Here is a 25,915-nt window from a genome sequence, read left to right on the forward strand (position 1 = left end):
GACACAGCATCGTAGGCGACGAAAGATCGTATGACCTGGACTGCGTTCGCACGCCCGTGCCCACCGCCGCAAGGCAGTTCAGCAGCTCAGGAGAGAATCCAGCCCATGGAAGACGCGTTCACCCTCCTCCGCCAGGTCGCCGACCGGCTCCCCGAGGACGCCGCCACGGCGAACGGCGTGACGGTCCGGGACGTGCGCGAGGAGATCGGGCGCCAGGCATGGGAGTCGGCGTTCGGCCTTCTCGTCGAGATCGGGGACGTCCACCCCGTGCCCGCGGAGTCCTGGAAGGTTCTCGCCGAGGCCGCGCGGCAGATGATGCTCGACCGCGGCCGCCGTTGGTGCGAGTGGCGGGCAGGCGAAGTCCGGCACGGCACTGTCCGGGCGCGGTTGAGCCTGCTGGGCACGGAAGAAGGAGGGCGCAGGACCGCCTTCGCCGGGGACGGCAGGCTCAGGCCCCTGTGGGACATCGGGAACCGCACCGCGCAAGGGGAACCCGCGCTGAACGTCGCGGTTCTGTGGGTGGAGTACGCCGACGAACTCGGCCCCGGAGAGACCGCCGACGTGCGGTTGGCGCCCCTGAGCCCCGAGCAGTGGAGGCACCTCAAGGCCGGTGACACGATCACCATGCACGAGGCCCGACCCGTCGTGGGAACGGCGACGGTCATCGAGGTCGAACCGGGGACGGTCTGAGGACCGGGAGGGCCCTGCTGTGCGACGTCCGCGGCGCTCACCACCAGTACACGGGATAGCGGGGCGCGCCGCGGCGGGCGTACGAGGACGCCATGCCCCCGAGGACGAGCAGCGTGGCGGAGCCCGCGAGGAGCGGGACGAACGTCGCGGGATGCGGCGAGTGCAGGACGATGACGACGGACGTCGCGGCTGCGGGCGAGTGAGCGGTGCGGGCGGCGGTCATCACGGCAAGCCCGATGCCGGCGGCCAGGGCGGCGGCCCACGACGAGCTGCCGAGGACGGCCAGGACCGCGAACCCGACGGCGGCGCACAGCATATGACCCGCGATCACACTGCGCGGCTGGGCCAGTGGCAGCTGGGGCACGCCGTAGACGATCGCGGCGGTCGCGGCGAGCGGCGGTATCAGGATCGGCTCATGGATGAGGGAGCCCGCGGCGGCCAGCGTCAGCATCACGGCGGTGGCGACACCGGCGTTGTGCAGGATCGTCCCCCGCGGCGGCGGCGCGGGCGCGCGGCCCGCGAGGCGGCTCAGGATGCGGGGGCCGCGGCGCGGGCGGGCGGGGACAGGCGTCAGCGGTGCCGCCTCGACGGCTTCGTCGGTACTCAAGACAGAGGTGTTCCGGGACTCGGCCGACGGGAGACCCGGACGGCGGGGGCGGGAGGGCAGGAGTCGGCGCGGCCCCTTCGCTGTTGGCGAGGTGCCCGGCTGCCGGCGGCCGTCCTGGGTCGGGATGTCCGCATACTCTCCCCGGATCTTACGAAGCGCTGTCTCGTCATCGCAGCTCAGGGTCCCGATGGCCGCTGACACGGGGCTGACAGCGGTGCCCCTCCCGCCGCCGCGCGGCCATGCGGACGTCCACTGTCCCGTGGGGCGTAGGGTGTGGCAGAAGCATCACCGTACGAAGTCAAAGCGAGTCAGCGTGTCCACCACCTTTCAGCCGGTCCTGGACCGCATTGCCACCGAGATCGACGCCACCCCGGGGCGTGGCCGGCCCGCCGATTACATCCCCGCACTCGCCTCGGCCGACCCGAATCGCTTCGCGATGGCCGTCGCGGACCTCGACGGAACGGTGTGCGGCGTCGGCGAGTGGCAGCACCCCTTCTCCACGCAGTCCATCACCAAGGCCTTCACGCTCGCCCTCGCGCTCTCCCTGGAGGGCGACGAACTGTGGGAGCACGTCGGCCGGGAGCCGTCCGGCAACCCCTTCAACTCGCTGGTGCAGCTGGAGTACGAGAACGGCATCCCGCGCAATCCCTTCATCAACGCCGGCGCGCTCGTCGTCACCGACCGCCTGCAGAAGCTGACCGGCGACGCCTCCGGGGCGCTGCGTACGTTCCTGCGTGCCGAGTCCGGCAACCCGGAGCTCACCTTCGACCTGGAGATCGCCGCGTCCGAGGCGGCTCACGGCGACCGGAACGCCGCCCTCGCGCATTTCATGGCGTCGTACGGCAACATCACCAACCCGGTGCCTGAGCTCCTCGACCAGTACATCCGCCAGTGCTCCATCGCGGCGTCCTGCGGCGACCTCGCGCTGGCCGCCGGGTTCCTGGCCCGGCACGGGATAAGGGCCGACGGCTCGACCCTGCTGACGCGCAGCCGTGCCAAGCAGGTCAACGCGGTGATGCTGACCTGCGGCACCTATGACGCGGCCGGTGACTTCGCCCACCGCGTGGGCCTGCCCGGCAAGAGCGGGGTGGGCGGCGGCATCATCGCGGTCGTGCCGGGACACTGCACCATCTGCGTCTGGAGCCCGGGTCTGGACCAGCGCGGCAACTCGGTGGCGGGCGTCGCGGCGCTGGACCGCTTCACGACGCTCACGGGCCTGTCCATCTTCTGACTTCTGAGCGGCCCACTTCCGCGCCACTCCCTCGGGCCGGGCCCGCTGCGTATCGTCGGCGCATGTCCGCGCTCTCCCCACGCCTCGCCGCAGCCGTCGACGCGCTGCCGCCCGCACCGCGCATGAGGGTCCTGGAGATCGGATGCGGGCCCGGCGCCGCCGCGCGGGCCCGTTCGACCTCGTCTTCGCCTTGCGGGTCGGCGCGCTGGACGGGCGTGTGTTCAGCGATGGGGGAGACCCGCTCCGCGAGGTGCCTGTCACGTAGTGCGCGAGGTGCCCGTCACGTCACCAGGAAGTCCCGTACCCCTTGTGACACGGTGTCGTCCGTCAACAGGTCGTTGTGCGCGAGGCATCCTGTCGCGTGGTTCGTCGCGCCGGTGAGCGGGACGCTGCTGTCCGGGTTGATGACCTCGTCGCAGTTCGACCACCACGTTGCGTACGCCACCGACCCCGGCGTCTCGTCGCCCGCGGCCAGTCGGTCGGTGACGTAGGAACCCGGAGTCATGTCACGGCAGCCCTGCGACCACAGGGCGCAGGCCCAGGCGGTGCTCGTGCCGTGGTTGGGCCCGGCCAGCGAGGCCCAGTGGGAGACGAAGGGGGCGCCGCCGCCGTACTTCACGTACCAGCGCGTGACCAGGCTGCCGAAGGAGTGCGCGACCAGGTCGACACGGGCCGCGCCCGTGCGGACACGTACGTCGGCCATGTACGAGGCCAGTTGACCGGAGAGCGTCTCGTTCACGGACTCGTCGGTGTCGTAGCCGAAGGAGAAGAGCTCGGCGTCGGTGTATCCCGCGGACTTGAGGTCGTCCCTGAGCGATCCCCACACGCCGGGGTCGGCGTTGTATCCGTGGACGAAGACGACCGGGGTGTGCGCGGCGGCGCGCGGGGCGGCGGATGCCGTGGCGGGAGCGAAGAGCACGGCCGTCACGGCCATGAGCAGACACACGATTGTGTTCGCGCCGATTCGGGCGCGGGCAGTCCTGACCATCGACACGGCGACCACCTCGTCCGGCATGACTCTGGGATTGCGGCATGACCCTGGGGCGACCCTGGGGTTACGCGCGGGTACGGAGGTGATTGTGAGGGCGGGGCCGTAAGAAGAACAGAGGTGGGAAGAGGTCAACTCCCGTGTTCTGCAGTGCGGTTGCGCATGTGCAGATAGCGGCTGAGAGGGGTGGCCGCGTCGAGCATGGCGATGCCCCGTGCGGTCACCTTGCGGTGCCAGTCGTCCAGCGCACCGGACAGTGCGTCGGTGCCGCCGGCGGTCCGGATCTGCTGGACGACGGCGGAGATGTGCTCCAGCGGATAGCCCCCGCGTCTGAGCAGGTGGGCGAGTTCGGCGTCGCGGATGTCGTTCGCGCGGTAGACGCGGTATCCGGTGGCGGGGTCGCGGGCGGGGGCGAGGATGCCGGTGGCTTCCCATTTGCGCAACGTCGCCGGTGTGACGCGGAGCTGGTGGGCGAGCTCGCCGACGCTGCGGGTGTCGGACCCGCCCGAGCGGTCCTGAACGGCGCCGGACGCCGCCGTCAGGTGGTCCACGGCTTCCCGCACCGAGGCGAGGGTCTCCCGGTCGCGGAGCAGTTGGCTGTGCCCCTGGTCGATGACCGCCAGGGCGGCGTCGAGCGCGTCGTCGTGGATCGAGGTCATGATCCGGCCGCCGGCGGCGTGCCCGTACGCCGCCACGAGGGCGAGGAAGGCACGCAGCGCCGCCGCGTGCAACTCGGTGTAGATGCGGTACCCGCTGTGGGTGCGCTCGGCGGGCGGGATGAACCCGTCGCGCTCGTAGTTGCGGACGGCCTGGGTGGAGATGCCGTGCTCACGCGCGAGGTCGGTCGGCCTCATAGTGATCATCGATTTGAGACTTTACAGCACCGCTGCGGGGCGAAAGCGGTGAAGATCTCAACGAGAAATTCGGGGTGTGATCGAGGCTCATGGCCCCCGGTGCAGGTTCTTGATGGCGACACGCTGGACGGCGCACCGCCCCGAATCACTGCTGCCCGGTCAGGAGGGCGGGCCCAGCAGTGTGCGCAGATGACCCGGAGGGTGGCCGGTTGCGTGGCGGAGGGTGTGGGTGAGGTGGGACTGGTCGCTGAAGCCCAAGTCATGGGCGAGGAGGGCGAGGTCGCGTTCGCCTTCGGCGAGGCGTTCCAGGGCGTGGGCGAGGCGGAGCCGGTTGCGGTAGCGGGTGAGGGTGGTGCCGGTCTCCGTACTGAAGACGCGGCTGAGATGGTGGGGTGAGCAGCCGACGGCACGGGCCAGGGAGGTGAGGCTCTGGGGGACGCCGGTGCCGAGGGCCGCGCGGGTGTCGTCGACCAGGCGGCGGCGCGTCCTGGCCGAACGGGGGTGGCCGCTCGCGACGCGGGCCGGGGCCAGCTGGGAGAGGATGCGGGCGGCGACCGCGGTGGTGCGTTCGGTCAGCTCGAAGGCGTCCGCCTCCGTACGCGCGCGGGTGAGCAGGAGGCGGTGCGCCAGGGCGAGCCGAGGTGTGGTGAAGACCAGGCCCTCGGGGACGGTCGGGTCACCGCCCAGCAGATCGGCGACCTGCGGCTCGGACAGGACGATCTCCGTGTAGACGTCGTCGCCGCAGGGGTGCGCGAACTGCTGCTCGCTGCCGAGGCGTTCCACGTACACGCTGGCCGGGTCGAGGAGCTGTTCGACGCCTTGGATCCGTCCGCGCACCAGACCGCGACGGACCATGACCAGACCGAAGACGGTCGCTGGGCGCGGCGGCGTCCAGCCCTTCGGCGCGCCACCGCACCGTACGTCCGCCAGGAGGATGTCGTCGGTGCGGAGAAAGGTCTGGCGTTCGACCGGCATGACCGCGTCCTTCCTCCCTCTCGGCTGCCTTGCGCTCGGCGATGCGCAGTGAGCAAGAACTTACAAGCGTCGGCGCGCAGTTGACCGGCAGTCTCTCGTGGGAGGAACCCATGGCGGAAGGCCGAGGAGGACACCGATGAGCGGGTGGGATCGACGGGACGTGCTCCGGGGAGCGGCGAGAGCCGCTGCCCTCGCGGGGTGGGGGAACGTTCTGGCGGACGGCGGCACGGCGAGGGCGGCGGCCGGCCGGCGGTCGCGGGTGATCGCCCGGCGGGCAGGGGCGTTCGAGGTGCTCGCGCTGCTGGACGCGCACGGGCCGTTTCCCGGCAAGCGGCAGGATCACTTCACCGGAGCCACGGCGGCCGACTGGGAGCGGGCCCAGCGGATCGACCCGGCGGCGTTCGGTCCTGACGACACATGGGAGTTGGACTTCCGTTGCTACGCGATCCGCAGGCCGGGCGGCCGCGTGACGCTGGTCGACACGGGGATCGGCCCCGCGGGCAGCCCGGCTTCGGGGTGGGCACCCGTGCCGGGCCACCTGCCGGAGGTGCTCAGGGAGGCGGGCGTCGGTGTCGGCGACGTGGACACCGTCGTCCTGACCCACTTGCACGAGGACCACTACGGCTGGGCTGTGGGGCCGGACGGGACACCGATGTTCCCGGGAGCCCGGCACATCGTCCAGCGCCGTGAGGTGGCCTCATTGGGGGAGGGCGACAGCGCGATGTCGTACGTGGTCGCTCCGCTGCGCGCGGCGGGGCTGCTGGAGGAAGTCGACGGCCGGACAAGGCTGTTGGGAGGCGGAGGTAGAGGTGGAGGCGGGAGCGGGGACGGGGGCGGGAAGGGGCCGAGCGGTCTGGTGACCCTTGTCCCGACTCCCGGCCACACGGCCGGGCACCAGTCGGTCCTCGTGGAGGGCGGCTCACGGCGAATCATGGTCACGGGGGACGCGCTGGTGCACGCGGTCCAGCTGGCGAACCCGGCGGTGGCCTACGCCTTCGAACGGGACAAGGAAACGGCTCGGCGCAGCAGGGAGCGGCTGCTCACGGAGGCGCGACAGCAGCGTGCCCTGCTGGCCACGGCGCATCTCAATCGTCCCTTTGTGCGGGCCGACGAGGGAAGGGCCTCGGAGGACGTCTGGGAACGATGACTCTGCCGCACGGCGCCGCCGGTGCCGAAGTCGGAGCACGGTACGTCGGAGCACAGCACGTAAGTCGGAGCACAGCACGCAAGAGGCGTGAATTCCGCCCGGCGCGGTCAACCCTCCCCAAGGGCGCGGTCGATTGGCTCGCGCGGTGTCAGGTGCGGCGGCGCCTGCGTCGTACGGAGAAGAAGGCGACGGCAGCGGCAAGGACGACCGCGCCTGCGGCGATACCGATGGTCGTTGCGTTCGATCCGTCGTCGTCGCCCGTGCCGTCGGCCTTGTCGCTGTCGCTGCATTTGGGGCCGTTGACCGGACCACCCGCTTCGACGGTCACCTTGCCGGCCTTCGTGTCCTCGCCGGGAAGTACTGGTTCGGTGAAATGGATGGTGTAGGTGCCGGGTTCGGCATCGCAGCGGATCCTGACATGCGCCTCGAACGAGACCTTGCCCGTGGACTTCAGCTCCACCGTCTCCGCGAATGCCTCGGACCGCAGGGTCGCGGCTTCGTCGATTTCCGGATTCACCGTGTACAGCTTGATCCGCTCGCCGGGGCGCGCCGAACTCGGTGTGACCGTCACTGAGCTGCTGTCACCCGGGTCGGCCACGGCACTTGGAACAGCCGTGAGCGAAACAGCGAGAGCGATTGCCCCCACTGCTGCGGCGCGTATGAGTGACATAAGGTGCAGTCCTCGGGTTCGGATAACCAGAGTTCTCTCCGGTTGCGGGATCCGTTCATTGCGATCTTACGCAGGGGGATTTGTGGGCGCCGGTCTGACCTCCGGCGCCCACCGTCGTTGGGTTCTCGATCGCAGCTGACCATCCGGTGCAGCCGGAGCATGCAGATCACTCTGCGACCCACAGTGGAAAGGTAGTTGTGCGCATATCTCGTTGGACCCGTTCGATCGCCGTGGGGGTGGGCAGTGGATTCCTCGCTGTCCTGGCGGCCAACGCCTCCGCCGCGACACCTGTGAAAGAACCGGCAAAGGGCGACGGGGACATCAGCAGGTCCGTTCCCGCGGAGACGGGCGGGAAATGGACGGCCGAGAACGCGGAGCAGTTCTGGACCGCCGGCCGCATGGAATCGGCGACGCCGGTGCCGGCTGCCAAGGAGACCACTTCTGAGGGCGCGGGCGTGGCCGTGGGTGCGGGCGAGGCAAGGAAGAAGGCCGCTCGCTCTTCCGCCGCGGTGATGGCCGCGCCGACGGCGGAGACGGACTACGAGGGCTCCAAGACGATCGGCGTGCTGTACTTCGTCGACAAGGGCATGAAGGCGCACAGCTGCACGGCCAGTGTGGTGCACAGCCCCAAGGGCAATCTGATCCTCACGGCCGCGCACTGCGGCCCCGGCAGCAAGCACGCCTTCGTGCCGCAGTACCGCACGGGCAGGACCGCCGCTCAGCAGCCCAACGGCATCTGGGCCGTCGACCGGTTCTTCAAGGACCCTCGGCACGCCGACCAGGGTCCCGGTTCGGATCTCGACTTCGGTTTCGCGACCCTCAAGCCCGACAAGCTCGGCCGTCAGGTCGAGTCGATCACGGGGGCCAACAAGCTGACGCGTACGCCCAGTTACCGCGTATGGGTCACCGTCATCGGCTATCCGTCGGCCAGGAACGCGCCCAAGGACCAGGCGATCAAGTGCAGGACGAAGACCACCCGGCTGGCCGGGTACAAGCAGCTGCGCATGGAGTGCGGCGGCTTCTACGGCGGCACCTCCGGCAGCCCGTGGCTGATGAACTTCGACGAGAAGACCAAGACCGGGCAGGTCGTCGGCAACCTCGGCGGCGTGGGCGGCGGCGGAGCCACTGACTCCGTCTCGTACGCCCCGTACTACGACGACGAGGTCTTCAAGCTCTGCGACGACGCCGTCAAGAACGTCGCCACGGTCAAGCGGCCGCCGTTGCCCAAGGGCCTCGGCACCGGGGAGACCTGGCAGCACGCCAAGCAGATGGCCTCCGGCGACTACACCGGTGACGGCAAGACCGACATGATCGTGGTGTGGACCGACGGCGAGGTCACGCTGCACCCCGGTGACGGGCGGGGCGGCTTTACCGGCGAGCGCCGCCTGAAGGCGCCCAACGGCACCTGGAAGCACGCCACGACGATCACCGGCGGCGACTTCACCGGCACCAACCTCTCCGATCTGATGGTGCGCTGGGCCGACGGCGAGGTCACGCTGCACCCGGATGTGACCGCCTCCGGCTTCGGCAAGGAGATCAAGCTCGCGGACGCCGGCTCCACCTGGAAGCACGCCGGCCAGATCACCGCGGGCCGCTTCGGCGGCAACAACTGGACCGACGACGTGGTCGTGCGCTGGGTCGACGGCGAGGTGAGCCTCTACAGCGACGTGGACGGGCGCGGCTTCCTGAAGGAGGCCAAGCTCCAGTCGGCCAACGCCACTTGGAAGAACGCCACGCTGCTCACCAGCGGCGACTTCACCGGCAACGACAACTGGGACATCATCGTCCGCTGGACCGACGGTGAGCGCACTCTCTACCAGGACGTGAGCACGGGCGGCATCGGCAAGGAGACGCAGATGCAGGCGCCGAGCGCTCTGTGGAAGCACGCCCAGGTGATGACGGCAGGCAACTACACGGCAAACGGCCACCCCGACGACCTGATCGTGCGCTGGAGCGACGGCGAGGTCACGCTGTACGCCGACACCAACACCCGCCTCGGTGCCGAACGCAACCTGGTCCCACCGAAGGCCTCGTAACCCACCATCCTCACCCACCGCCCCGCCGAGCCCGTGTGCTGGGCGGGGCGGCACGGTTCGCGGCCACGCAGAACGTCAGCCCCAGTTGTGATCCCCGGTGAAGCCGTCGATGGACTCGCGCAGGATGTCCGCATGTCCCGCGTGCCGGGCGAGTTCCTCGAGCATGTGGATCAGCGCCCAGCGCAGCGAGACGGTGGCGCCGTCGAAGAAGGCGAACGCGGTGCCGGTGGCGTCGATGGACAGGTCCTCGATCGCTTCGTCGGCGGCGGCCCGCGCGCGGGCGTAGAAGGCCAGGACGTCCTCGACCGACTCCTCCGCACCCACGTGCCAACCGGAGGCATCGTCGCCCTCGACGGCGAACGGAAGAGATGTGGGACCGCGCCCGAACGTCAGGCAGAACCAACCGAGTTCGGCGCCACCGAGATGCTTGATCAGCCCCAGCAGGCTCATGCCCGACGGGGCCACCGGGCGGCGCAGCCGGTCGTCGTCGAGTCCTTCGAGTTTCCAGAGCACCGCGTCGCGGTGTCGAGCGAGGGCGGCGTGCAGACTCTCCTTCTCGCCGCCGGTGAACGGCACGTGTTTGACCATGCCCGGACCCTGGTTCCCGGGTCTGACACAGTGCCGCACCCGACCGCATCGGGCACAGGATGTCGGGTCGGGCAGAGTGGGATCTTCTTAACGTGAACGTGACGTCGCAAGGGAAGGAGGCAGGAGTGCTCGAGCAGCTCAACCGGGCCCTGGAACACATCGAGTCGCACCTCGACGAGCGGATCGAGGTGGCCGAGCTGGCGCGGATCGCCATGACGTCGGAGTACCACTTCCGGCGCATGTTCTCCGCGCTGGCCGGGGTCTCGCTGTCGGAGTACATCCGGCGCAGGCGGCTCACGATCGCGGGCGCCGAGGTGCTCGCGGGGGAGCGGACGCTGTTGGAGATCGCGGTGCGCTACGGCTACACCTCCGGCGAGGCGTTCGCCCGCGCGTTCCGTGCCGTGCACGGCGTGGGGCCAAGCGAGGCCAGGCGTGCCGGCGCGGCTCTGCACTCCCAGCCACGCATGTCCTTCCGCCTCATCGTGGAAGGGAGCAGCAGCATGCGATACCGCGTCGTGGAGAAGGAGCAGTTCCGCGTGGTCGGCAGGAAGGCCCGCGTCCCGCTCGTCCACGAGGGGGTGAATCCGGCGATCGCCGATTTCATCCGGAGCGTCGACAAAGAGACGATGCGGCGCATCAGCGCGCTGTCCGACCAGGAGCCGAAGGGCATCGTCGCCGTGAGCGACGACCTCGCCCCGTGCCGGGCGGAGGGAACCGAACTCGACTACTACCACGGCGTGGTGAGCGGGGCCGAGGTTCCCGAGGACCTGGACGCGCTCGCCGTCCCCGCGGGGGCGTGGGCCGTCTTCGAGAACTCGGGGCCGTTCCCGCAGGCGCTCCAGTATCTGTGGCGGGACGTGTTCACGCAGTGGTTCCCGTCCAACCCGTACCGGAGCAGGCCGGGTCCCGAGATCCTTCGTACGCAGGTGTCCCCGGACGGGAAGCGGGCGGACGCCGAACTGTGGATTCCGGTGGAACGCACCGAGGCCCAGTCGAAGACGACGCCGTGAGATCTTCGTGGCCCGCCCGGGGTGCCCCTGGCTCCTGGCTCCTGGTTCTGGTTCCTGGTTCCAGGGCCAGGAGCTACGGCCGTACCGCCACCGCGTCCACCTCGAACAGCATCCCCGGCATCGCGAGCGAGGCCACGCCGCTCAGTGTCTGGGCGGGCAGGCGCTCGCCGAAGCGGGCGTGCAGGGCCTTGCCCAGGGCCTCCAGCTTCTCCAGGTCGTGGTCGACGATGAAGGAGCCGAGCCGGACCACGTGTTCATAGCCGAGGCCCACCCCTTCCAGCGCCGACCGCAGCCGGTCAAGGGCCAGGTCCACCTGTTCGGCGAAGGTGCCGGGGACGGGGGCGCCGTTGGCGTCGGAGGCGTACTGGCCGCCGATGAAGACGAGTTCGCCGGGTGCCGAGACGGCGTGGCTGTAGCCGAACGGGGTCGGGTCGTGGAGGGTGGCCGGGTTGGTGATCGTGCGGTGGTCAGTGGTCATGTCTCCTCGAACACCCGGCGGACGCCCGCCCATTCCGGAGCCCGCCGTCACGCCCGACAGACCCGCACCGCCTGGGCACGCGTCGAGGCATGGGTCGAGCAGCACGCGCCCCGCAACTTCACGGCCCTGCCCCTGCCGCGCACCGAGGAGCAGATCCGCGCCCACGAAACACTGCTACCGCTGGGCACCGACCAGCAGTGGGAGAAGATCGCCCCGTGCTGCTGCCCCCTCCCCGGCGGCGGTACGGCGAGTTCGTCGACCTGACCGAGGCCGCCTCGTCTGGGAGTGATGGCGGGCGGCGGGACCGGGAGCGTGCCGTCAGGCGGCCAGCAGGCTCAGGACGAGGTCGCGCGGCAGCCCGTGGGTGTCGTGGAGGTAGTGGAAGTCGTCCTCGCTCAGCGGGCCACGGAACCGGGGCCGGGCCAGCACCTGCCGACCGCGTTCCAGGAGCTTCCTGAACCGCGTCTCCTCGTCCCGCAGCACACGCCGCATGCCGTCCACGTCCGTCTCCTGGCGGAAGTGAGAGCTGGTGTGCAGGAACAACTCGTCCGGCAGATCCCCGAGCCCGCGTGAGGGATCGTCGCGCCACAGGACGGTGAGCACGCGCCGTACCAGTCGGCGCAGGACGTAGCCGCGACCGGTGGCGGACGGCCGCACCCCGTCGCCGATCACCACCATGGCCGAGCGCAGATGGTCGCTGACCAGCCGCAGGGAGGGTTCGTCGAGCGGCCACAGAACCGGTACGAGACGACGCCAGGGGTCGAAGACGTCGCACTCGAACACCGACGTCTTGCCCTGCAGGAGCGAGGCCAGCCGCTCCAGGCCGAGGCCGGTGTCGACGTTGCGCTGGGGGAGCGGAACGAGTGACCCGTCGGGGAGCCGGCGGTGGCGCATCATCACGTGGTTCCACACCTCCACCCAGCGGTCGTCCTGGGTGGGCGTCGACTGCGGCGGGGTGTCACCGGTCCACAGGAAGAACTCCGAGTCGGGACCGCACGGGCCGGTCGGGCCGTTGGACCACCAGTTGTCCTCGACGGTGAGCTCCACGGGGATGCCCCGCTCCTGCCATACCTCCAGGGAATCCGTGTCCGGCCCGACCTGGTCGTCCCCGCCGAAGACAGTGGCGTGCAGCAGCCCCGGATCGATGCCGAACCCTTCGGTGAACAGCTCGTACCCCCAGCGGAGGCTCTGCGGGCCCTCGTAGTCGCCGAGGGACCAGGTGCCGAGCATCTCGAAGACCGTCAGGTGGGTGGGGTCGCCGACTTCCTCCAGGTCGGTGGTGCGCAGGCAGCGCTGCACGTTCACCAGGCGCCTGCCCAGGGGGTGCGGACGCCCCTCCAGGTAGGGGGTGAGGGGGTGCATGCCGGAGGTGGTGAACAGCACGGGGTCACCGGGCGGCGGCAGCAGCGTCGAGCCGGTGGTGCGGTGGTGTCCGCGCTCCTCGAAGTACTCGACGAACGTACGGATGATGTCTTCGGTGTTCATGGGACGGCTCCTTCGCGTACAGGACACGTGAGGCGCCGGACAACGGATGCGCACGATCACCGGAATCAGGGCGAGGAGCCGCGAGACCATCGGCGGGCCGTTTCCGGTCGCCGATGGGAAAGGGGTACGTCAGGCGGCGGCAACCGGCGAGCTGGTCGCTCGCGCGGTCGCGGTGGTGCGTGGGCCGGTGACGTTCATGGCGCCGACGATAACGCGCGTGCCCTGCTGGAGGCACACGATTAATCGCGGGCCCCGTGGTCCGGCTCCGGCCCTAGGGAATCAACAGGCCCTCCGACCCGGGGTGGGAGATGCGGCGATCACGATCGCGGTCGCGGTCGTCGGCCGGTGAAGTGGATTGTGGGGAGCGCGTCGAGGTGGCGGGCTGTTTCGGGGAGGTGGAAGCGGGCAGAGGCCTTGTTGTCCGCGTCACGTGGGTTCCGTCCGGACGCGGCTGCCGCGTCGCGCTTGCCTTGCCGAGACGGATCTCGGCCGACGGCATCCGCGGCAACGGCCCGCGCTCCGGCATTGCCCATCTCGGCCCGTCTCGGCCCCGTCTCGGCCCATCTCGATCGCGTCGGCGATACTGATCGCGGTGTTCGTGACGGAAGTCTCCGGCCCTTTGCGGTATTTGGCCCCCTCGACGACCTCGTCGATGTAGTCCTGGACACAACCGAGGGAGCCGGGGGCCGAGGAGGGACTCGAGCGCGGACTTGGGCTCCGCCTGCGCGGTCCGTTCGATCCCGTCCTTCCGAGGCTTGCCCGGCTCCATGGACATGGCCATCCTGCCTTCCTCGGCCCGCGCGCGTGATGCGGGCCGCCTCCCTGCGGTGTCCCCCGCCTGCCCGCTCCGGCCGGAAGGTGCCGTTCGGTACCCGCTCCGGGTGGACCCTGCGGCGTGCCGCGCCAGGGAGCGTGCAGGGTGCGGATGGGCGCGTGCAGGCCCTGGCGCGGTGTTGTCTCGAGGCACCCGGGTTCATCGAGGCCGAGACCGCCGAAAGGGCTTATCGGATCGCCTTGTTGCAGATCGCGGACGGCGACCTTTGATCAGCCGACGTGTGGTGCTGCGTGGGCCGTCCAGGTGTACGTAGGTGTCAGCGAGCGCTCGAAGAGTGCGCTGGGCAGGCGCGGGAGCGCCGCGTCGCGCAGGGTGGTCAGCGAAGTGGACGTCCAGTGTGCGGGGGACCCGACCTGGCGGGAGAGGCGGGCGATCATCTGGGTGCGTGGCCGGCGGGAGCGGTCGTAGGCCTCCAGGCCCGCGGATACGCCGTGCGTGTCGACGGTGGCCGCGAGCGTGACCGCGTCCTCGAGTGCCTGGCAGGCGCCTTGGCCGAGGTTGGGAGTCATGGCGTGGGCGGCGTCGCCCAGGACGGCGGCCTTGCCGTGAACGTAGCTGCGCAGCTTGGGCAGTTCATACGTGTCGTGCTGCAGTACCGCGTCGGGACGCGCGGAGCGCAGCAGGGCGGGGATGGGGTCGTGCCAGTGGGCGAACCGTGCGCGCAACTCCTCCAGTGCGGTGCGCGAGTCCGCCGGGGCGTTGGCCATCACGTAGCAGTAGACGCGGCCGTCGGGCATCGGCACCTGACCGAACCGTTCGCCCCTGCCCCAGGTCTCCACGCTGCCTTCGACCTGGTGCGGCGGGGCGATGAACCGCCAGGTGGTGTAGCCGACATAGCGCGGTCCTGGCAGATGCGGCCACAGGGACCGGCGCGTCACGCTGTGCACGCCGTCGGCGCCCACCACCAGGTCGGCCGTCGAGGAACCGCCGCTGTGGACCACCGTTCCGTCGGGTTGCACGTGGCGTACATCGATGCCGGGTCGAAGTGCCTGGGCGGGGAGGGCCGCGCGCAGCAGGTCGATCAGGTCGGCGCGGTGCACCGTCGCCCATGACCCGAACCGCCGTTTGAGGTCGGCTATGTCGTTGCGGATCAGCCAACTCCCGTTGGCAGTGCGGATTCCCGTGACCGGATCGGTAAGTCCGCTGCTGCGTACGCGGTCGCCCAGGCCGATTTCGTCCAGTGCGCGTAAGCCGTTGGGCTGGATCGACAGGCCCGCGCCGACCTCCGTGAACGCGGGTGCCCGTTCGAGGACTTCGACCTGCCAGCCCCGCTGATGGAGGGCGACCGCCGCGGCGAGCCCGCCGATGCCGCCGCCCACGACGGTTGCCTTCATCGCTGTGCCCTCCCTTGCGGCCCTCGCTGCCCTTGCCGCTTGTGCGCGAAGCTTCATCGTTGCTCCTTATGGACGCTAGAAGTTCTAGAGGTATTAAATGAACAGAGAAGCTCTAGGATGTCAACGGTTCCGAGATCGCCGAAGATCACGGAAGATCTCCGAGGAGCACCGACGGAGCGAGGAGAGGGGCGACGATGTCCGCACGTACGACCAGCCGACGAGAGCGGCTGCGCCAGGCCACCCTGGAAGAGATCCATGCGGCCGCGCGCACGCTGCTGGTCGAGAAGGGCCCTGCGGCGGTCACCGTCAACGCGGTCGCCCGGCAGGTGGGCATGAGCGGCCCGGCCCTCTACCACTACTACGCAGGCCACGATCAGCTGGTCGGCGCGGTGACCGCCGACTTCTTCCGCGAACTGGCCGCCGCGATGGAAGAGGCCCGCGACGCCCGCGCCGAGGCGCCGATCGACGAGCGGATCCTCGTGGTCTGCCGCGCCATGCGCACCTGGGCGGTCGACCACCCGGCCGAGTTCGGCTGGATCTTCGCCGCGCCCATCACCCCGTCGAACCGTGAGCAGGACTCGGTGCGGCACCAGGCGGCGCTGCGCTTCGAGCAGGTCCTGCTCGACCTGACGGTGGAGCTGTGGCAGACGCGGCCCTTCCCGGTGCCGCGCCCGGCCGAGCTGCCTCAGTCGCTGCGCGACCAACTGGCCACCTACGCGGACACCATCGAAGGACGGCTGCCGCCCGAGGCCGCCCACGTCTTCCTGAAGTGCTGGACCCGGCTGTACGGCCTGCTGTGCATGGAAGTTCTGCACCAGCTGGACTTCGCGTACTCCGACCTGGAGCCCGTCTTCGAGGAGTGCCTGCGCGACCTGGCCGACGTCCTGGCCCTGGAGTACTCCGGTCCCTCGGCCGTCTGAGCGGCTCCGCCGGCCACCGGAGAGGCGTCAGGCGTGCGGTGTCATTCGTCGCGGGACGCGTCGCGGTGGCAGGCCAGCACACCGGGGACGTCGGCGAGACCCGCGGTGAGCGCGCTCGGATCGGCCCGCCCCACGACGGAGACGACCACCTCCGTCGTACGCTCCTGATCGCGCACGGCGTCGTACGCGGGGACGGCGGGGTCGCTGCGCAGTCCGGCCACGGAGAACCCGGCGCGTTCGCACTGCTCGACGAGATCGTGCAGCAGGCCCGGGCGGGAGAGGCAGGTGACCCGGAACTCCGCGGGCGCCGAGCGCAGCGCGGGCAGCCGATGGGCCAGCGGCCTTATCCCGTACGCGACAAGGAAGTAGGCCGCGGTCGCCAGCGTGGCGAGGATGGGCAGTCCGGCAGCGGCGGCCGAACCGACGGCGGCCGTGAGCCAGATCGTCGCGGCGGTGGTGAGCCCGCGCACCGACCCGCGCTGAACGAAGATCACGCCCGCGCCGATGAAGCCGAGCCCCGAGACGATCTGGGCGGCCATTCGTGAGGGGTCGACGGACACGGTGCCGCTCTGCAGGACATCGCTGAAGCCGTACTTGCTGACCAGCGTGAACAGCGCGGCGCCCACGCCGACCGTGGTGTACGTCCGCAGTCCCGCGGCCTTCTGACGGATCTCCCGCTCGACCCCGATGGCTCCGGACAGCACGAGGGCCACCCCGAACTCGGCCAGTTGCGTCCAGCCCTGTCCGTGCGGTTCCACCGCCAGCCCCAGCGACACCTCGTACCTCGCAATCTCCGCGTAGCTCTGCTTTTCTCTAGTTCTCTCTGCTTTTCTCTACTCTCGCTGCCGCCCGCCGTCCGCTTCCTGGGCGGCCATGACCTCGTCGCCGTGCTCGAAGGCCCACGCTCCGAAAGCGTCGATCGGGGCCAGGAGGGTGCGGCCCAGGTCGGTGAGCCGGTACTCGACCCGCGCTGTCGCTCGGATCGCTCGGGTCGCTTGGGCCGCTCCTGTCTCTCCGGCCATTCCGGTTACTCCGGTTACTCCGGTCCTTCCAGTCTCTCCGGCCCCTCCAGGATGCGCCTGCCGTTCGACGAGGCCGTTGAACTGCAGGCGCCGCAGCGTCTCCGTCAGGACCTTGGAGCTGATCCCGCCGATCTGCTCACGCAGGTCGACCGGGCGCTTGGGGCCGTCGCGCAGCGCCCATATCACCACGGCGTTCCAGGTGTTGGAGAGCAGGTCGAAGGCGAGGCGGGCGCGGCAGTCGGCGAGAAAGGCGTCAGTGGTCACGTACCAAATGGTGCCTGAAGGGATCTCTAGCGTCGTTGTCATCGATCGGAGCAGGTCCTGGATCCGAGCGGCTGCTGGATCCGGGCGGTTCATGGGAGGGAATGCGTGATGAGAATCGGCGTACTGGGCACGGGCAACATGGCGGACGCGCTCGCCACCCACTGGGTGCGGGCCGGGCACGAAGTGGCCGTCGGGGGACGGGACATACGCAAGGCGGAGCGGCTCGTGGAGCGTGTCGGGGGCGGCGCGGAGGCGGTCGGTCTCGGCGCGGCGGCCGCATTCGGGGAAGTGGTGCTGGCCGCGCTGCCCTACGGCGCCGGGGCGGACGTGGCGCGGGAGCTGCGGGAGCCTCTGGGCGGCAAGACGCTGATCGACTGCTCCAACCCGGTCGGGCCGGGCTTCCGGCTGCTGACGCAAGGAGGTCCCTCGGCCGCGCGGCAGCTGGCCGCGGCGGCACCGGAAGCCCACGTGGTCAAGGCGTTCAACCTCTGCCACGAGGGCGTATGGCGCATGGCGCCGCCCCGCTTCGACGGGCGGCGGCTGGTCGTCCCGGTCTGCGGGGACGACGAGGCGGCACTCGCGCGCGTACGCGAGTTGGTACGGAACGTGGGCTGCGAGCCCGCGGCCGGCGGCGGACTCGAACGCGCCGGGCTCCTGGAGGCGACCGCCGCGCTCTTCATCGGCCTGTGGGTCGGAGAAGGAGCCGACGCCCAGGCGATCGCGCCCCCGCTGGCGTACGCGACCGGCCATCCGGACGCCGTCGAGAACCCCTAGCAGGCGTCGGCGCAGGCACGGAAACGACGCAGCAACTCGCCCGCGGCAGGGCTCTCGGCGTCGAAGGTCTGGCCCTGCTGCGCGGCGGGCACGTCCGGGCCCCAGACGCGGGCGCCGTGGCAGCGGAAGCAGAAAGCGATCTCGAAGAGGGGGCCGGTGGTGCCGTGGGCCCGTATCCCCCACCCGGGCAGGAAGCAGCGGTACGCCTCGCCGCCCGGCAGGTCGCCGATCAGCGCCAGGGCTTGCCGGGCTTCGTCCCCCTCCCACAGCGCGACGGTGTCGCCCGTCAGGTCCTCGGAGGTGATGTGCCTGGCGGGGTCGGTGACGCGGACGACCTCGACGAGCTCGGACTTCGCGTGGGAGAGGGGCAGCAGCATGCCGCCGAGTCTGACTGATTTCGTTCGTCCGTTCGGGCCTTTCGTCCCTGCCGTGCGGCCGTCGGCGGGCGCAGGATGGGGATCATGAACAGCCTTCCGGTCATCACCGCAGTCGACGGATCCGACCACAGCCTCAAGGCTCTCGATTGGGCGCTCGACGCCGCGCGGAGCCGGGACGCGGAGCTGCTCGTCGTCCACGTCCGGGCCGATTACGTCAAGGCTCTTCCCATGCCGGGCACCCCGCTCGCCATGCCGCCCGTGGAACAGGTCCCGGTCCTCGCCGCGGTGCGGGAGTCGCTCGAAGGGCGCCAGGACCTGCCGTCCGTGCGCTACACCACGGTCGACGGGAGCCCGACCTCCACGCTGGTCTCGCTGAGCGACGAGGCGCAGCTCCTGGTGCTCGGTTCACGGGGGCGCGGGGGCTTCGCGAGCCTGCTGCTGGGTTCCGTCAGCCGGGCGTGCGCGGCGCGGGCGGCCTGCCCGGTGGTCGTCGTACCGCACGCGGCACGGACCGAGGCGGTCGAGGCGGTGGGTACGTTCGAGAGGGTCGTGCTGGGCCTGGCTCCCGACGAGACGAGCGACGCCGCGGTGGAGTTCGCGTTCGAGGAGGCCCGGCGCAGGGGCGCGCGACTCCAGGCGATCACCACGTACCCCGTACCGCTGTCCACGCTGGCGCTCATGGGCGGATACGTCGACGCGGCGGGCGGGGCCGAAAGCCCGCGGGTGGAGAAGGAGTTGACGCAGAGCCAGGACGAGAGGCTGCGCCCCTTCGCCGAGCGCTACGCCGACGTGGCCGTCGACCAGGTGGTCACCGCGGCCGACGCGGCGGGCCGCCTCGTCGTCGCCTCGCAGACAGCGGACCTGCTGGTGGTGGGCCGCCACCGCCGCCGAGTGAACGCCGACTCGTTCCTCGTGGGTTCGGCGGCCAACGCGGTGCTGCTGCACGCGCAGTGCCCGGTTGCGGTGGTGCCTGCCTGAGCTCGGGTGCGGTGGATCCTCGCCGCTGTGGGCGCCGGGCAGGCTGGGCAGGTCGACGGGCAGGTCCACGGGCAGGTCGACGGGCTTGTGGTCATGTGGCCCAGGTCCAGCCATTCCTGGACGGCCGCCACGTGTGCGCGCCGTCCGGCGTACGTACGGAACTCGGCCTCGGGGTCCAGGACTTCGACGTAGCCCGCGATCTTGTCCGGCTGCTCCGCCTCGTAGTGCATCGGCACCGCGTACCGGGCGTCGAGGATCTCCGCGGCCGCGGCGGCCTGCCTCGGGTCCCTGACCGGGCGTCGGGCCGAGCGGGACCGGGCGTCCGCCGAGCGTGCCGAGTCCTTGCGTCGCGTACCGAGACGTGGGGCGTGGGCGGTCGGGCTCGCGATGGTGGGCCGAACGGGAGCGGGCATCGCGTCACGCACCACCGTCGCCAGCCCGGGACCCCGCGCGAACGAACGCCACCGCCGTGCCCATGGCCGTGGTGAGGCCATGCGCCGAGACTTCGAGTGAGGTCGCCGCCCTGGGCAGGCGCCGGGGTGGGCCGAGCGGGCGTGCTGAGCGCAGCTCGAACAGGCTGATCCGGCAGCTCTCGTCGGCCACCGCCACGAGTTCGGTGTCGAGCGCTTCGTCTCTGTGATCCGCTTCTTTGGCTCGTCTCTGTGACCGGGCGTCAGCGGAACCGTTTTGCCTGATGTCTCGCCTCAACTCCTTTGCACGGTCGTGCTGTTGAGTGAGGTGCGCTGTCACTTAGGACCAAGTGGCCGACGTCTGCCACGAACAGCCGCCGCCCAGTGGGCGGACGCTGCGCTTCGCCTGGGGTCGCACAGCGGGTCGAACGGCATACATGTGATCGCCCCTGATTCACTCCACACGTCCCCCCACCTCCTCGGAAAGGCCGACATGCGCGACCGCCGTCACTCCCTGCTCAACGCCGCGATCACCGCCACCGCCACCGCAGCCGCCGCCCTCACGCTGGTCCCGACCGCGAACGCGGCGCCCGGCGGCGCGGCCGAGGCGCCGGAATCCGCGCCCGTGGCCTCGGCGCACGAGGCAGTGCCCGCACCCGGCGGAGGCGAGCAGATCGACGTGATCCGGCAGGGCGCGCCCGCCTGGAACGCCTGGCGCGGCAGGCACCCCGGCGTGCGGCCCGACCTGAGCGGCGCTGACCTGCGGGATCTGGACCTCGTGGCGGTCGACCTGCGGGGTGCGGACCTGAGGGAGGCCGGTCTGCTCTCCGCGGACCTGGCGGGGGCGGACCTCACGGGGGCGTCGCTGCCCGACGCGACCCTGGCCGGTGCCGATCTGACGCATGCCGTGCTCACCGGCGCGGACTTGAGAGGTGCGCGGCTGACCGAGGCGGAGCTGTCCGGAGCGCGGCTCGCCCAGGCGGACCTCGCGGGTGCCGACCTGACCCGGGCGCAGGCCGGTTCCGCGGATCTCACCGGCGCCGACCTCACCGGGGCGAACCTCTCCGGAGCGAATCTGAACCGCGCGGACCTGACCGGTGCCGAACTCAAGGGCGCGCTCCTCACCGACACCGACCTCAACTGCCGCGGGCACCACGTCTGCGAAGTGCCGTAACCCGCCCCCGTTCCGGCCCTCGCCAGTGGGCGGCCGACCCCCGTCACGGGGGTCGGCCGCCTCGGCCCGGCGGCGCCCAGCCCGCGCCCCGGGCGGGCCGTCACATCTTCGGCATCAGGACGGTGTCGATGATGTGGACGGTGGCGTTGGCGGTCGGGACGTTGCCGCACACGACCTTCGCGGAGTCGTTCACCTCGTACGACTCATCGGATCCGGACGTGGTCAACTTGCTCTTCTCCAACGCCTCGTAGGAGCCGTCCTCCAACTGCGTCGGGGTCAGCTTCTGGCCGACGACGTGGTACGTCAGCACCTTGGTGAGCTGCTCCTTGTCGTTGAGGACCTTGTCGAGGTCGGCCTTCGGGATCTTGGCGAAGGCGTCGTTGGTGGGCGCGAACACCGTGATGTTCTCGGCGTTGTTGAGGGTGTCGACCAGTCCCGCCTTCTTGACCGCGGTGACCAGGGTCGACAGGGCCGGGTTGTTCGACGCGGCCGTGGCGACGGGGTCCTTGGCCATGCCGTCGAAGCTTCCCGCGCCCTCCTTGGGAACGGAGGAGCAGGCGGGGCCGAAGGGCTTGTCCGTGGTGGTCGCGTCGCTGCCTTCGCCGGAACCGGCCGACTCGCTCGCCTCGCTCTGGGCGGCGGATCCCGCGGCCTTGTCCTTGCCGTCGTCGTCGGAACACGCGACCAGCGAGAGCGACAGGGCGAGCACGGCCGTCGTGGCGGCGGCCACGCGGCGGACGTGGAGCGTGGTGTTCATGGTCTTCTCCTTGGTTGGGCGGCCCTCATGAACCTCATGGAGGGGCCGGTTTCCGCGAGTTCGCGGACGGGGGTGAGGGAGAGAGCTGAGGGGGATGAGCGGGTCAGGTCACGCGGACCACCACCGAGTGCCGTCCGGAAGCGCCGTCCGGGATGGTCCGGGTGCGCTCGGCGGTCTGCGTGGCGCCGGTCCGGTCGGTGGCGCGGACCTGGAGCGTGTGGGAGCCGGGCGGCGCGGACCACTCCCAACTCCACTGCCGCCAGGTGTCGATGGGCCCTTCGGGGGCGAGACGGGCCGTCTGCCAGGGCCCGTCGTCGACGCGGACCTCGACGCGCGCGATGCCCCGGTGCTGGGCCCAGGCCACTCCGGCGACGGTGACCTTTCCCGCCTTCGGGGAGGCGAAGGGCTTGGGGGTGTCGATACGGGACTGGGTCTTGATCGGCGCTTCCCGCGCCCAGTCGCGCTTCACCCAGTAGGCGTCGTACGCGTCGAACGTCGTCAGCTCGATGTCCTGGATCCACTTGCACGCCGACACGTAGCCGTAGAGGCCGGGGACGACCATCCGGACGGGGAAGCCGTGCTCGAAGGGGAGCGGCTCGCCGTTCATGGCGACGGCGAGCATCGCGTCCCTGCCGTCCATGACGGTCTCCACGGGGGTGCCGATGGTCATGCCGTCGACGGAGCGGGCCACGAGCTGGTCGGCCGGGCCGCCCTTGGAGGGCGGCGCCACCCCGGCCTCGCGCAACAGCTCGTCCAGGCGTACGCCGAGCCAGCGGGCGGAGCTCACATAAGGGCCGCCGACTTCGTTGGACACGCAGGTCAAGGTGATGTCCCGCTCGATGAGGCGGCGGCGCAGAAGGCCCTGGAAGTCGAGCGCGAGCGGCTTTCCCACGCCCTTTCCGTGCAGGCGCATCCGCCAGTCCGCGGCGTCGAGGCGTGGGACGCGGAGCGCGGTGTCCACGCGGTAGAAGTCGCGGTTCGGAGTGGTGAAGGGCGCGACCCCACGGACCCGGAGGTCCACGCCGCGCGGCAGCTCAGGGGCGGGCGAGGCCGGTTCGGGCAGGCGGACCGAGGCTCGCGACGCCTCGGCGTCGGCCGCGCTGCTCGCGTTGAGGCGTCGGCCGAGCAGCCAGGCACCGGTGGAGGCGACGGCCACACCCGCGGCGGCGAGGACGAAGCCTCGGCGGTCGAAGTCGCCGGTGCCGAGGCTGCTGGGGTCGAGGTCGCCGGTGTCGAGGCTGCTGGGGTCGAGGTCGCCGGTGTCGAAGTCGCTGGGGTCGAGGTCGCCGGGATCGAATTCGCTGGGGCCGAAGCCGCTGAGGTTGGAGTCGCTGGGGTCGGAGGCCGAACCCGAAGGGCCGCCGTCGTTCGTCGCGGGGGACGGCTGCCGGGCGAGGCGGCCCGACAGCATGTACAGCACGCCCGCTCCCACGACCGCCCCGCACAGCGACGGCACGGAGTCCTGCGCGCCGGTCGAGTCCGGACGCCCGGTCGCGGCGAAGGCACCGACCACGCCGACGAGCAGGACCCCGGCCGAAGCGGTGCGTCGGTGGCGCAGGGACAGCAGGCCGAGGGCCAGGGCGAACAGGGCGAGCGCGGCGAGGATGCCCAGTTGCAGGACCAGCTTGTCGTCGGTGCCGAACCGGCGGATCGCCCAGTCCTTCACCGAAGCCGGGGTGCGGTCGATGACCGCGCCGCCGACGGCCGTGACCGGACCGGCACCGGCCCTGACCGCCGTGGAGACGAGCTCCGCGACGGCCAGCGCGGCAGCGCCGGACAGCAGGCCGCCGAGCGCGGCCATGGCGCCCTTGATCGCTGAGTTCCCTCTTGTGCTCACGGTGATGATTCGGAGCCGAGGGGATCGCGGCTTGGTCGTTCACTCGATCGGGGTGGGGCCCGATGCTTATGTGCAGGTCAGGGAGGCGTGGACGGCGTACTGGAGGTCAGGACGGGAAGGCCAGCAGGGCGAGCGGAGCGGTCGTCGGCTGCGCGGAGCCGCCCGCGGGCTCGACGGTGACGCCCATGCCGGACGCGTCGCCGACGGGGCCGTCCAAAAGCGTGGCGCTCTCGCCGCCGGAGCCCTGCAGGAAGCCGGCGGACCGCATCTTCTTCCCGCCGTCGTCGAACCACAGTTGGTACACCCTGCCGTCTTCCGGCTTCGGCAGATCCGACACCAGGACGGCCGCGCGGTCCCTGGCCCGCGAGACGACGACCGTGGCCGTCGCGTCACCGCCGAGCCTGCCGGTACTGGTCCGCGCGTCGGGCGCGGCGAGCACGGCGGCCAGGGCATCCGCCTGCCGCTCGGCGCGCTGGGCCTGCTGCCTGGCCTCCTCGGCCGACCGGTGCTGCCACACCGCGGTCCCGCCCAGGGCCGTCGCCGCCGCCAGACAGGCCGCGAGCGCCAACCGCGGCAGCGAACGCGACCACGTGCGTACGCCGCCGCGCTGCGGCACCCGGGGCGGTTCCTGCCGCACCCCGGTGATCCGCGCCATCACCTGTTCCTTCATGTGCGGGGGCGGCTGGGTGGCGACGGCGAGGCCGAGGTGCGCGGTGGTCGCGGCCAACTCCCGTACCTCCTGGGCGCAGGCCGTGCAGTCGGCCAGGTGCCGCTCGAACTCCGCGCGCTCGGCGGGCGCGAGCGCGTGCAGGACGTAGGCGCCGGTGCAGGTGTGCAGATCCGCGGCGGTCATGCGCTCACTCCCAGACAGTCGCGCAGCCGGATGAGACCGTCGCGCAGCCGGGTCTTCACGGTCCCCAACGGGAGCGTCAGCAGCTGGGCGACCTCCCGATAGGTGAGCCCCCGGTAGTAGGCCAGCGTCACCGCCTCGCGCTGCAGCTCGGTCAGCGCGCGCAGACAGCGGCGTACGCGCTGCCGTTCCAGGCGCGCCTCGACCTGTTCGGTCACGTCGTCGTACGCGGGTGTGCGGTCGAGGAGCGCGGCCTTGTGCTCGCGCTCGGCACGCGCCTGCGCGGAGCGCACCCGGTCCACGGCACGCCGATGGGCCAGGGTCATCACCCACGTCATGGCGCTGCCCTTGTCCGGCCGGAACCGCGCCGCGGTCCGCCAGACCTCGATCAGCACCTCCTGGGCGACCTCCTCCGACTGCGCCGGGTCACGCAGGACGCTGCGCACCAGACCGAGCACCGGCCCGCTGACCGCGTCGTACACCCTGCTGAAGGAGCCCTGGTCGCCACGGGCCACCTCGGTGAGCAGCATGTCGAGGTCCGCTCTCGACGGTGGGGGCGGCGTGGCACGGGCAGTCTCCGCCGACCTCATGTGACTCCCTCGTCGACCACTCCCGTGGTCTTCCTCGTGCCGCCGCGCAAGGGGCCCAGACGGCTTACCGGTTCCGTTCACCGGTGATTCGGAGCGAGGGGCGGGGCCGGATTGGTCCGGGGCCGAGAAACACACGAAAGAGGGGGCGGAGTGCTGCCGGGGGCTGCGCAGGACCGTCCGGGACAATCAAGCGCCATGGACTCGACGAACCCCATGGAAGGCCAGCCCCTCTCCCAAGGCGACCTGCCCGCCAGGATGGAACAGAACCTGGCCGAGCACGCCTGCCACCTGCATCGGAGGACGCGGGGCGCGACCGTCACGGCGACCGACGACCTCCTGGTCGCCGACAGCGGCCTCGACGACGACACCTTCGACATCGTCGCCACCGCCCGCTTCACCCCCGACAGCGCCCGGCACGGATCGCCGAGACGGTCGGGGCGCTCGCCGCCACCGGCCGCACGTTCTCGTGGTGGGTCGGACCCGCCTCCGCCCCGGGGGATCTGAGCGAGCGTCTGTCGGCCGCCGGTCTTCCTGCCTCCGAAGAGGAGACGACCATGTGGGCCGAGCTGACCGACGGCCTGCCTCCGGCACGCGCGGAGGGGCTGGACATCCGTCCGGTGTCCACGCCGGAGCAACTCGCCGACTACGCCACCGTCCTGGCCGCCAACTGGGACCCGCCCGCCGACACCGTCCGCCTCTTCTTCGACCGGGCGGCCCCGCAGGCGCTGGCCGCCGACTGCCCGGCCCGCTACCTGGTCGGGTACGTGGACGGCCGCCCGGTCTGCTCGGCCGAGACCTTCCACCACGCGGGCGTCGCGGGGATCTTCGACATCAGCACGCTGGCCGCCGACCGCCGCCGCGGCTTCGGCGGCGCCATCACCCTCGCCACGCTGCACACGGCTCGCGACCACGGCCGGCGTGTCGCGGTCCTGCAGGCCTCCGAGGACGGCGAGCCCGTCTACCGCCGCCTGGGCTTCCGCTCCTGCGGCCGGTTCACCGAGCACGCGCTCGTGCCCTGACGCGGTGATCCGTCC

26 protein-coding genes and 2 pseudogenes are annotated in these 25,915 nt (G+C 71.1%); 11 read left to right on the plus strand and 17 right to left on the minus strand.

Features of this window, described 5'->3' with window-relative positions; translation table 11 throughout:
- Nucleotides 1-96 precede the first annotated feature (96 nt).
- Nucleotides 97-690: a hypothetical protein gene (locus AB0B50_RS19530; protein WP_362333917.1), complete on the plus strand. Its 594-nt coding sequence runs from the start codon at nt 97-99 to the stop codon at nt 688-690.
- 37 nt (nt 691-727) lie between these two features.
- Here the strand turns inward: AB0B50_RS19530 and AB0B50_RS19535 are convergent, their stop codons facing one another.
- Nucleotides 728-1,297: an HPP family protein gene (locus tag AB0B50_RS19535; RefSeq protein ID WP_362332974.1), complete on the minus strand. Its 570-nt coding sequence runs from the start codon at nt 1,295-1,297 to the stop codon at nt 728-730.
- 313 nt (nt 1,298-1,610) lie between these two features.
- Here AB0B50_RS19535 and AB0B50_RS19540 point away from each other — a divergent pair, with 313 nt between their 5' ends.
- Entirely contained in the window at nt 1,611-2,528 is a 918-nt protein-coding gene (locus tag AB0B50_RS19540) for a glutaminase (protein ID WP_362332975.1), read from the plus strand.
- A 280-nt stretch (nt 2,529-2,808) separates the two neighbouring features.
- Here AB0B50_RS19540 and AB0B50_RS19545 read toward each other — a convergent pair whose 3' ends face one another.
- From AB0B50_RS19545 to AB0B50_RS19555, 3 genes are all read right to left on the minus strand, one after another.
- Nucleotides 2,809-3,543: a triacylglycerol lipase gene (locus tag AB0B50_RS19545; RefSeq protein WP_362332978.1), complete on the minus strand. Its 735-nt coding sequence runs from the start codon at nt 3,541-3,543 to the stop codon at nt 2,809-2,811.
- 104 nt (nt 3,544-3,647) lie between these two features.
- On the minus strand, nt 3,648-4,379 hold the full coding sequence (locus AB0B50_RS19550) for a TioE family transcriptional regulator (RefSeq protein ID WP_362332980.1): 732 nt from the start codon (nt 4,377-4,379) through the stop codon (nt 3,648-3,650).
- A 150-nt stretch (nt 4,380-4,529) separates the two neighbouring features.
- Nucleotides 4,530-5,345: an AraC family transcriptional regulator gene (locus AB0B50_RS19555; protein WP_362332983.1), complete on the minus strand. Its 816-nt coding sequence runs from the start codon at nt 5,343-5,345 to the stop codon at nt 4,530-4,532.
- Between the two features lie 136 nt (nt 5,346-5,481).
- On the opposite strand from AB0B50_RS19555, the gene AB0B50_RS19560 reads away from it, so the two are divergent.
- Nucleotides 5,482-6,492: an MBL fold metallo-hydrolase gene (locus tag AB0B50_RS19560; RefSeq protein WP_362332985.1), complete on the plus strand. Its 1,011-nt coding sequence runs from the start codon at nt 5,482-5,484 to the stop codon at nt 6,490-6,492.
- 148 nt (nt 6,493-6,640) lie between these two features.
- Here the strand turns inward: AB0B50_RS19560 and AB0B50_RS19565 are convergent, their stop codons facing one another.
- Nucleotides 6,641-7,063 carry an LPXTG cell wall anchor domain-containing protein gene (locus tag AB0B50_RS19565; RefSeq protein ID WP_362332988.1) on the minus strand — a complete coding sequence of 141 codons (423 nt, stop codon included), beginning with the start codon at nt 7,061-7,063 and terminating at the stop codon, nt 6,641-6,643.
- A gap of 296 nt (nt 7,064-7,359) precedes the next feature.
- On the opposite strand from AB0B50_RS19565, the gene AB0B50_RS19570 reads away from it, so the two are divergent.
- On the plus strand, nt 7,360-9,198 hold the full coding sequence (locus tag AB0B50_RS19570; RefSeq protein WP_362332991.1) for a trypsin-like serine protease: 1,839 nt from the start codon (nt 7,360-7,362) through the stop codon (nt 9,196-9,198).
- 75 nt (nt 9,199-9,273) lie between these two features.
- Here AB0B50_RS19570 and AB0B50_RS19575 read toward each other — a convergent pair whose 3' ends face one another.
- Nucleotides 9,274-9,786 (minus strand): DinB family protein, encoded by a 513-nt coding sequence (locus tag AB0B50_RS19575; protein ID WP_362332994.1) that lies wholly within the window; start codon nt 9,784-9,786, stop codon nt 9,274-9,276.
- 125 nt (nt 9,787-9,911) lie between these two features.
- Between AB0B50_RS19575 and AB0B50_RS19580 the strand changes: the two genes are divergently transcribed.
- Nucleotides 9,912-10,796, plus strand: a complete 885-nt coding sequence (locus tag AB0B50_RS19580; RefSeq protein WP_362332997.1) for an AraC family transcriptional regulator — start codon at nt 9,912-9,914, stop codon at nt 10,794-10,796.
- 73 nt (nt 10,797-10,869) lie between these two features.
- On the opposite strand, the gene AB0B50_RS19585 is transcribed toward AB0B50_RS19580, so the two are convergent.
- Nucleotides 10,870-11,274, minus strand: coding sequence for a Rid family hydrolase (locus tag AB0B50_RS19585; RefSeq protein ID WP_362333000.1), 405 nt, complete (start codon nt 11,272-11,274; stop codon nt 10,870-10,872).
- Here AB0B50_RS19585 and AB0B50_RS19590 point away from each other — a divergent pair.
- On the plus strand, nt 11,260-11,538 hold the full coding sequence (locus AB0B50_RS19590) for a hypothetical protein (protein WP_362333002.1): 279 nt from the start codon (nt 11,260-11,262) through the stop codon (nt 11,536-11,538). The two genes, AB0B50_RS19585 and AB0B50_RS19590, sit on opposite strands and share 15 nt — an antisense overlap.
- A 54-nt stretch (nt 11,539-11,592) precedes the next feature.
- On the opposite strand, the gene AB0B50_RS19595 is transcribed toward AB0B50_RS19590, so the two are convergent.
- Nucleotides 11,593-12,759, minus strand: coding sequence for an alanine--tRNA ligase-related protein (locus tag AB0B50_RS19595; protein ID WP_362333005.1), 1,167 nt, complete (start codon nt 12,757-12,759; stop codon nt 11,593-11,595).
- A gap of 1,044 nt (nt 12,760-13,803) precedes the next feature.
- Entirely contained in the window at nt 13,804-14,928 is a 1,125-nt protein-coding gene (locus tag AB0B50_RS19600) for an FAD-dependent monooxygenase (protein ID WP_362333008.1), read from the minus strand.
- Nucleotides 14,929-15,122: 194 nt separating this feature from the next.
- On the opposite strand from AB0B50_RS19600, the gene AB0B50_RS19605 reads away from it, so the two are divergent.
- Complete coding sequence (locus tag AB0B50_RS19605; protein ID WP_362333011.1) at nt 15,123-15,848, plus strand: TetR/AcrR family transcriptional regulator; 726 nt, start codon at nt 15,123-15,125, stop codon at nt 15,846-15,848.
- 41 nt (nt 15,849-15,889) lie between these two features.
- Here AB0B50_RS19605 and AB0B50_RS19610 read toward each other — a convergent pair whose 3' ends face one another.
- Nucleotides 15,890-16,624 (minus strand): MgtC/SapB family protein, encoded by a 735-nt coding sequence (locus AB0B50_RS19610; protein ID WP_362333014.1) that lies wholly within the window; start codon nt 16,622-16,624, stop codon nt 15,890-15,892.
- A gap of 57 nt (nt 16,625-16,681) precedes the next feature.
- Nucleotides 16,682-17,134, minus strand: coding sequence for a helix-turn-helix domain-containing protein (locus AB0B50_RS19615; RefSeq protein ID WP_362333017.1), 453 nt, complete (start codon nt 17,132-17,134; stop codon nt 16,682-16,684).
- 108 nt (nt 17,135-17,242) lie between these two features.
- Between AB0B50_RS19615 and AB0B50_RS19620 the strand changes: the two genes are divergently transcribed.
- On the plus strand, nt 17,243-17,908 hold the full coding sequence (locus AB0B50_RS19620; RefSeq protein WP_362333020.1) for an NAD(P)-binding domain-containing protein: 666 nt from the start codon (nt 17,243-17,245) through the stop codon (nt 17,906-17,908).
- Here AB0B50_RS19620 and AB0B50_RS19625 read toward each other — a convergent pair.
- A complete protein-coding gene (locus AB0B50_RS19625) occupies nt 17,905-18,285 on the minus strand; it encodes a hypothetical protein (RefSeq protein WP_362333022.1) in 381 nt (126 codons plus the stop codon). The two genes, AB0B50_RS19620 and AB0B50_RS19625, sit on opposite strands and share 4 nt — an antisense overlap.
- Nucleotides 18,286-18,369: 84 nt before the next feature.
- Between AB0B50_RS19625 and AB0B50_RS19630 the strand changes: the two genes are divergently transcribed.
- The gene (locus AB0B50_RS19630; protein ID WP_362333025.1) at nt 18,370-19,263 is read left to right on the plus strand and encodes a universal stress protein; all 894 of its coding nucleotides are present in this window, start codon (nt 18,370-18,372) and stop codon (nt 19,261-19,263) included.
- A 101-nt stretch (nt 19,264-19,364) separates the two neighbouring features.
- On the opposite strand, the pseudogene AB0B50_RS19635 reads toward AB0B50_RS19630, so the two are convergent.
- Nucleotides 19,365-19,550 (minus strand): annotated as a pseudogene (locus AB0B50_RS19635) (MBL fold metallo-hydrolase); the annotation flags it as partial.
- A gap of 616 nt (nt 19,551-20,166) precedes the next feature.
- On the opposite strand from AB0B50_RS19635, the gene AB0B50_RS19640 reads away from it, so the two are divergent.
- The gene (locus AB0B50_RS19640) at nt 20,167-20,847 is read left to right on the plus strand and encodes a pentapeptide repeat-containing protein (RefSeq protein ID WP_362333028.1); all 681 of its coding nucleotides are present in this window, start codon (nt 20,167-20,169) and stop codon (nt 20,845-20,847) included.
- A gap of 100 nt (nt 20,848-20,947) precedes the next feature.
- Here the strand turns inward: AB0B50_RS19640 and AB0B50_RS19645 are convergent, their stop codons facing one another.
- The 4 genes from AB0B50_RS19645 to AB0B50_RS19660 all read right to left on the minus strand — a co-directional run bounded on the left by AB0B50_RS19645 (nt 20,948) and on the right by AB0B50_RS19660 (nt 24,821).
- Nucleotides 20,948-21,604, minus strand: coding sequence for a fasciclin domain-containing protein (locus tag AB0B50_RS19645; protein WP_362333031.1), 657 nt, complete (start codon nt 21,602-21,604; stop codon nt 20,948-20,950).
- 103 nt (nt 21,605-21,707) lie between these two features.
- Complete coding sequence (locus tag AB0B50_RS19650) at nt 21,708-23,405, minus strand: molybdopterin-dependent oxidoreductase (RefSeq protein ID WP_362333919.1); 1,698 nt, start codon at nt 23,403-23,405, stop codon at nt 21,708-21,710.
- 142 nt (nt 23,406-23,547) lie between these two features.
- The gene (locus AB0B50_RS19655) at nt 23,548-24,294 is read right to left on the minus strand and encodes an anti-sigma factor (RefSeq protein ID WP_362333034.1); all 747 of its coding nucleotides are present in this window, start codon (nt 24,292-24,294) and stop codon (nt 23,548-23,550) included.
- Nucleotides 24,291-24,821 carry a sigma-70 family RNA polymerase sigma factor gene (locus tag AB0B50_RS19660; protein WP_362333922.1) on the minus strand — a complete coding sequence of 177 codons (531 nt, stop codon included), beginning with the start codon at nt 24,819-24,821 and terminating at the stop codon, nt 24,291-24,293. The genes AB0B50_RS19655 and AB0B50_RS19660 overlap by 4 nt, the downstream gene beginning before the upstream one ends.
- Before the next feature lie 315 nt (nt 24,822-25,136).
- Between AB0B50_RS19660 and AB0B50_RS19665 the strand changes: the two are divergent.
- Nucleotides 25,137-25,900: pseudogene (locus tag AB0B50_RS19665) on the plus strand (GNAT family N-acetyltransferase).
- Nucleotides 25,901-25,915: the final 15 nt, after the last annotated feature.

It is taken from the genome of Streptomyces sp. NPDC041068, from assembly GCF_040647455.1.
Lineage (GTDB): Bacteria > Actinomycetota > Actinomycetes > Streptomycetales > Streptomycetaceae > Streptomyces.

Excerpts from the sequence above, each read along its gene's own strand:
- AB0B50_RS19545 (WP_362332978.1), bottom strand. The coding sequence starts at position 3,543 with ATGCCGGACGAGGTGGTCGCCGTGTCGATGGTCAGGACTGCCCGCGCC.
- AB0B50_RS19550 (WP_362332980.1), bottom strand. The coding sequence starts at position 4,379 with ATGATCACTATGAGGCCGACCGACCTCGCGCGTGAGCACGGCATCTCC.
- AB0B50_RS19555 (WP_362332983.1), bottom strand. The coding sequence starts at position 5,345 with ATGCCGGTCGAACGCCAGACCTTTCTCCGCACCGACGACATCCTCCTG.
- AB0B50_RS19560 (WP_362332985.1), top strand. The coding sequence starts at position 5,482 with ATGAGCGGGTGGGATCGACGGGACGTGCTCCGGGGAGCGGCGAGAGCC.
- AB0B50_RS19575 (WP_362332994.1), bottom strand. The coding sequence starts at position 9,786 with ATGGTCAAACACGTGCCGTTCACCGGCGGCGAGAAGGAGAGTCTGCAC.
- AB0B50_RS19585 (WP_362333000.1), bottom strand. The coding sequence starts at position 11,274 with ATGACCACTGACCACCGCACGATCACCAACCCGGCCACCCTCCACGAC.
- AB0B50_RS19595 (WP_362333005.1), bottom strand. The coding sequence starts at position 12,759 with ATGAACACCGAAGACATCATCCGTACGTTCGTCGAGTACTTCGAGGAG.
- AB0B50_RS19600 (WP_362333008.1), bottom strand. The coding sequence starts at position 14,928 with ATGAAGGCAACCGTCGTGGGCGGCGGCATCGGCGGGCTCGCCGCGGCG.
- AB0B50_RS19605 (WP_362333011.1), top strand. The coding sequence starts at position 15,123 with ATGTCCGCACGTACGACCAGCCGACGAGAGCGGCTGCGCCAGGCCACC.
- AB0B50_RS19620 (WP_362333020.1), top strand. The coding sequence starts at position 17,243 with ATGAGAATCGGCGTACTGGGCACGGGCAACATGGCGGACGCGCTCGCC.
- AB0B50_RS19625 (WP_362333022.1), bottom strand. The coding sequence starts at position 18,285 with ATGCTGCTGCCCCTCTCCCACGCGAAGTCCGAGCTCGTCGAGGTCGTC.
- AB0B50_RS19630 (WP_362333025.1), top strand. The coding sequence starts at position 18,370 with ATGAACAGCCTTCCGGTCATCACCGCAGTCGACGGATCCGACCACAGC.
- AB0B50_RS19640 (WP_362333028.1), top strand. The coding sequence starts at position 20,167 with ATGCGCGACCGCCGTCACTCCCTGCTCAACGCCGCGATCACCGCCACC.
- AB0B50_RS19645 (WP_362333031.1), bottom strand. The coding sequence starts at position 21,604 with ATGAACACCACGCTCCACGTCCGCCGCGTGGCCGCCGCCACGACGGCC.
- AB0B50_RS19650 (WP_362333919.1), bottom strand. The coding sequence starts at position 23,405 with ATGGCCGCGCTCGGCGGCCTGCTGTCCGGCGCTGCCGCGCTGGCCGTC.
- AB0B50_RS19655 (WP_362333034.1), bottom strand. The coding sequence starts at position 24,294 with ATGACCGCCGCGGATCTGCACACCTGCACCGGCGCCTACGTCCTGCAC.
- AB0B50_RS19660 (WP_362333922.1), bottom strand. The coding sequence starts at position 24,821 with ATGCTGCTCACCGAGGTGGCCCGTGGCGACCAGGGCTCCTTCAGCAGG.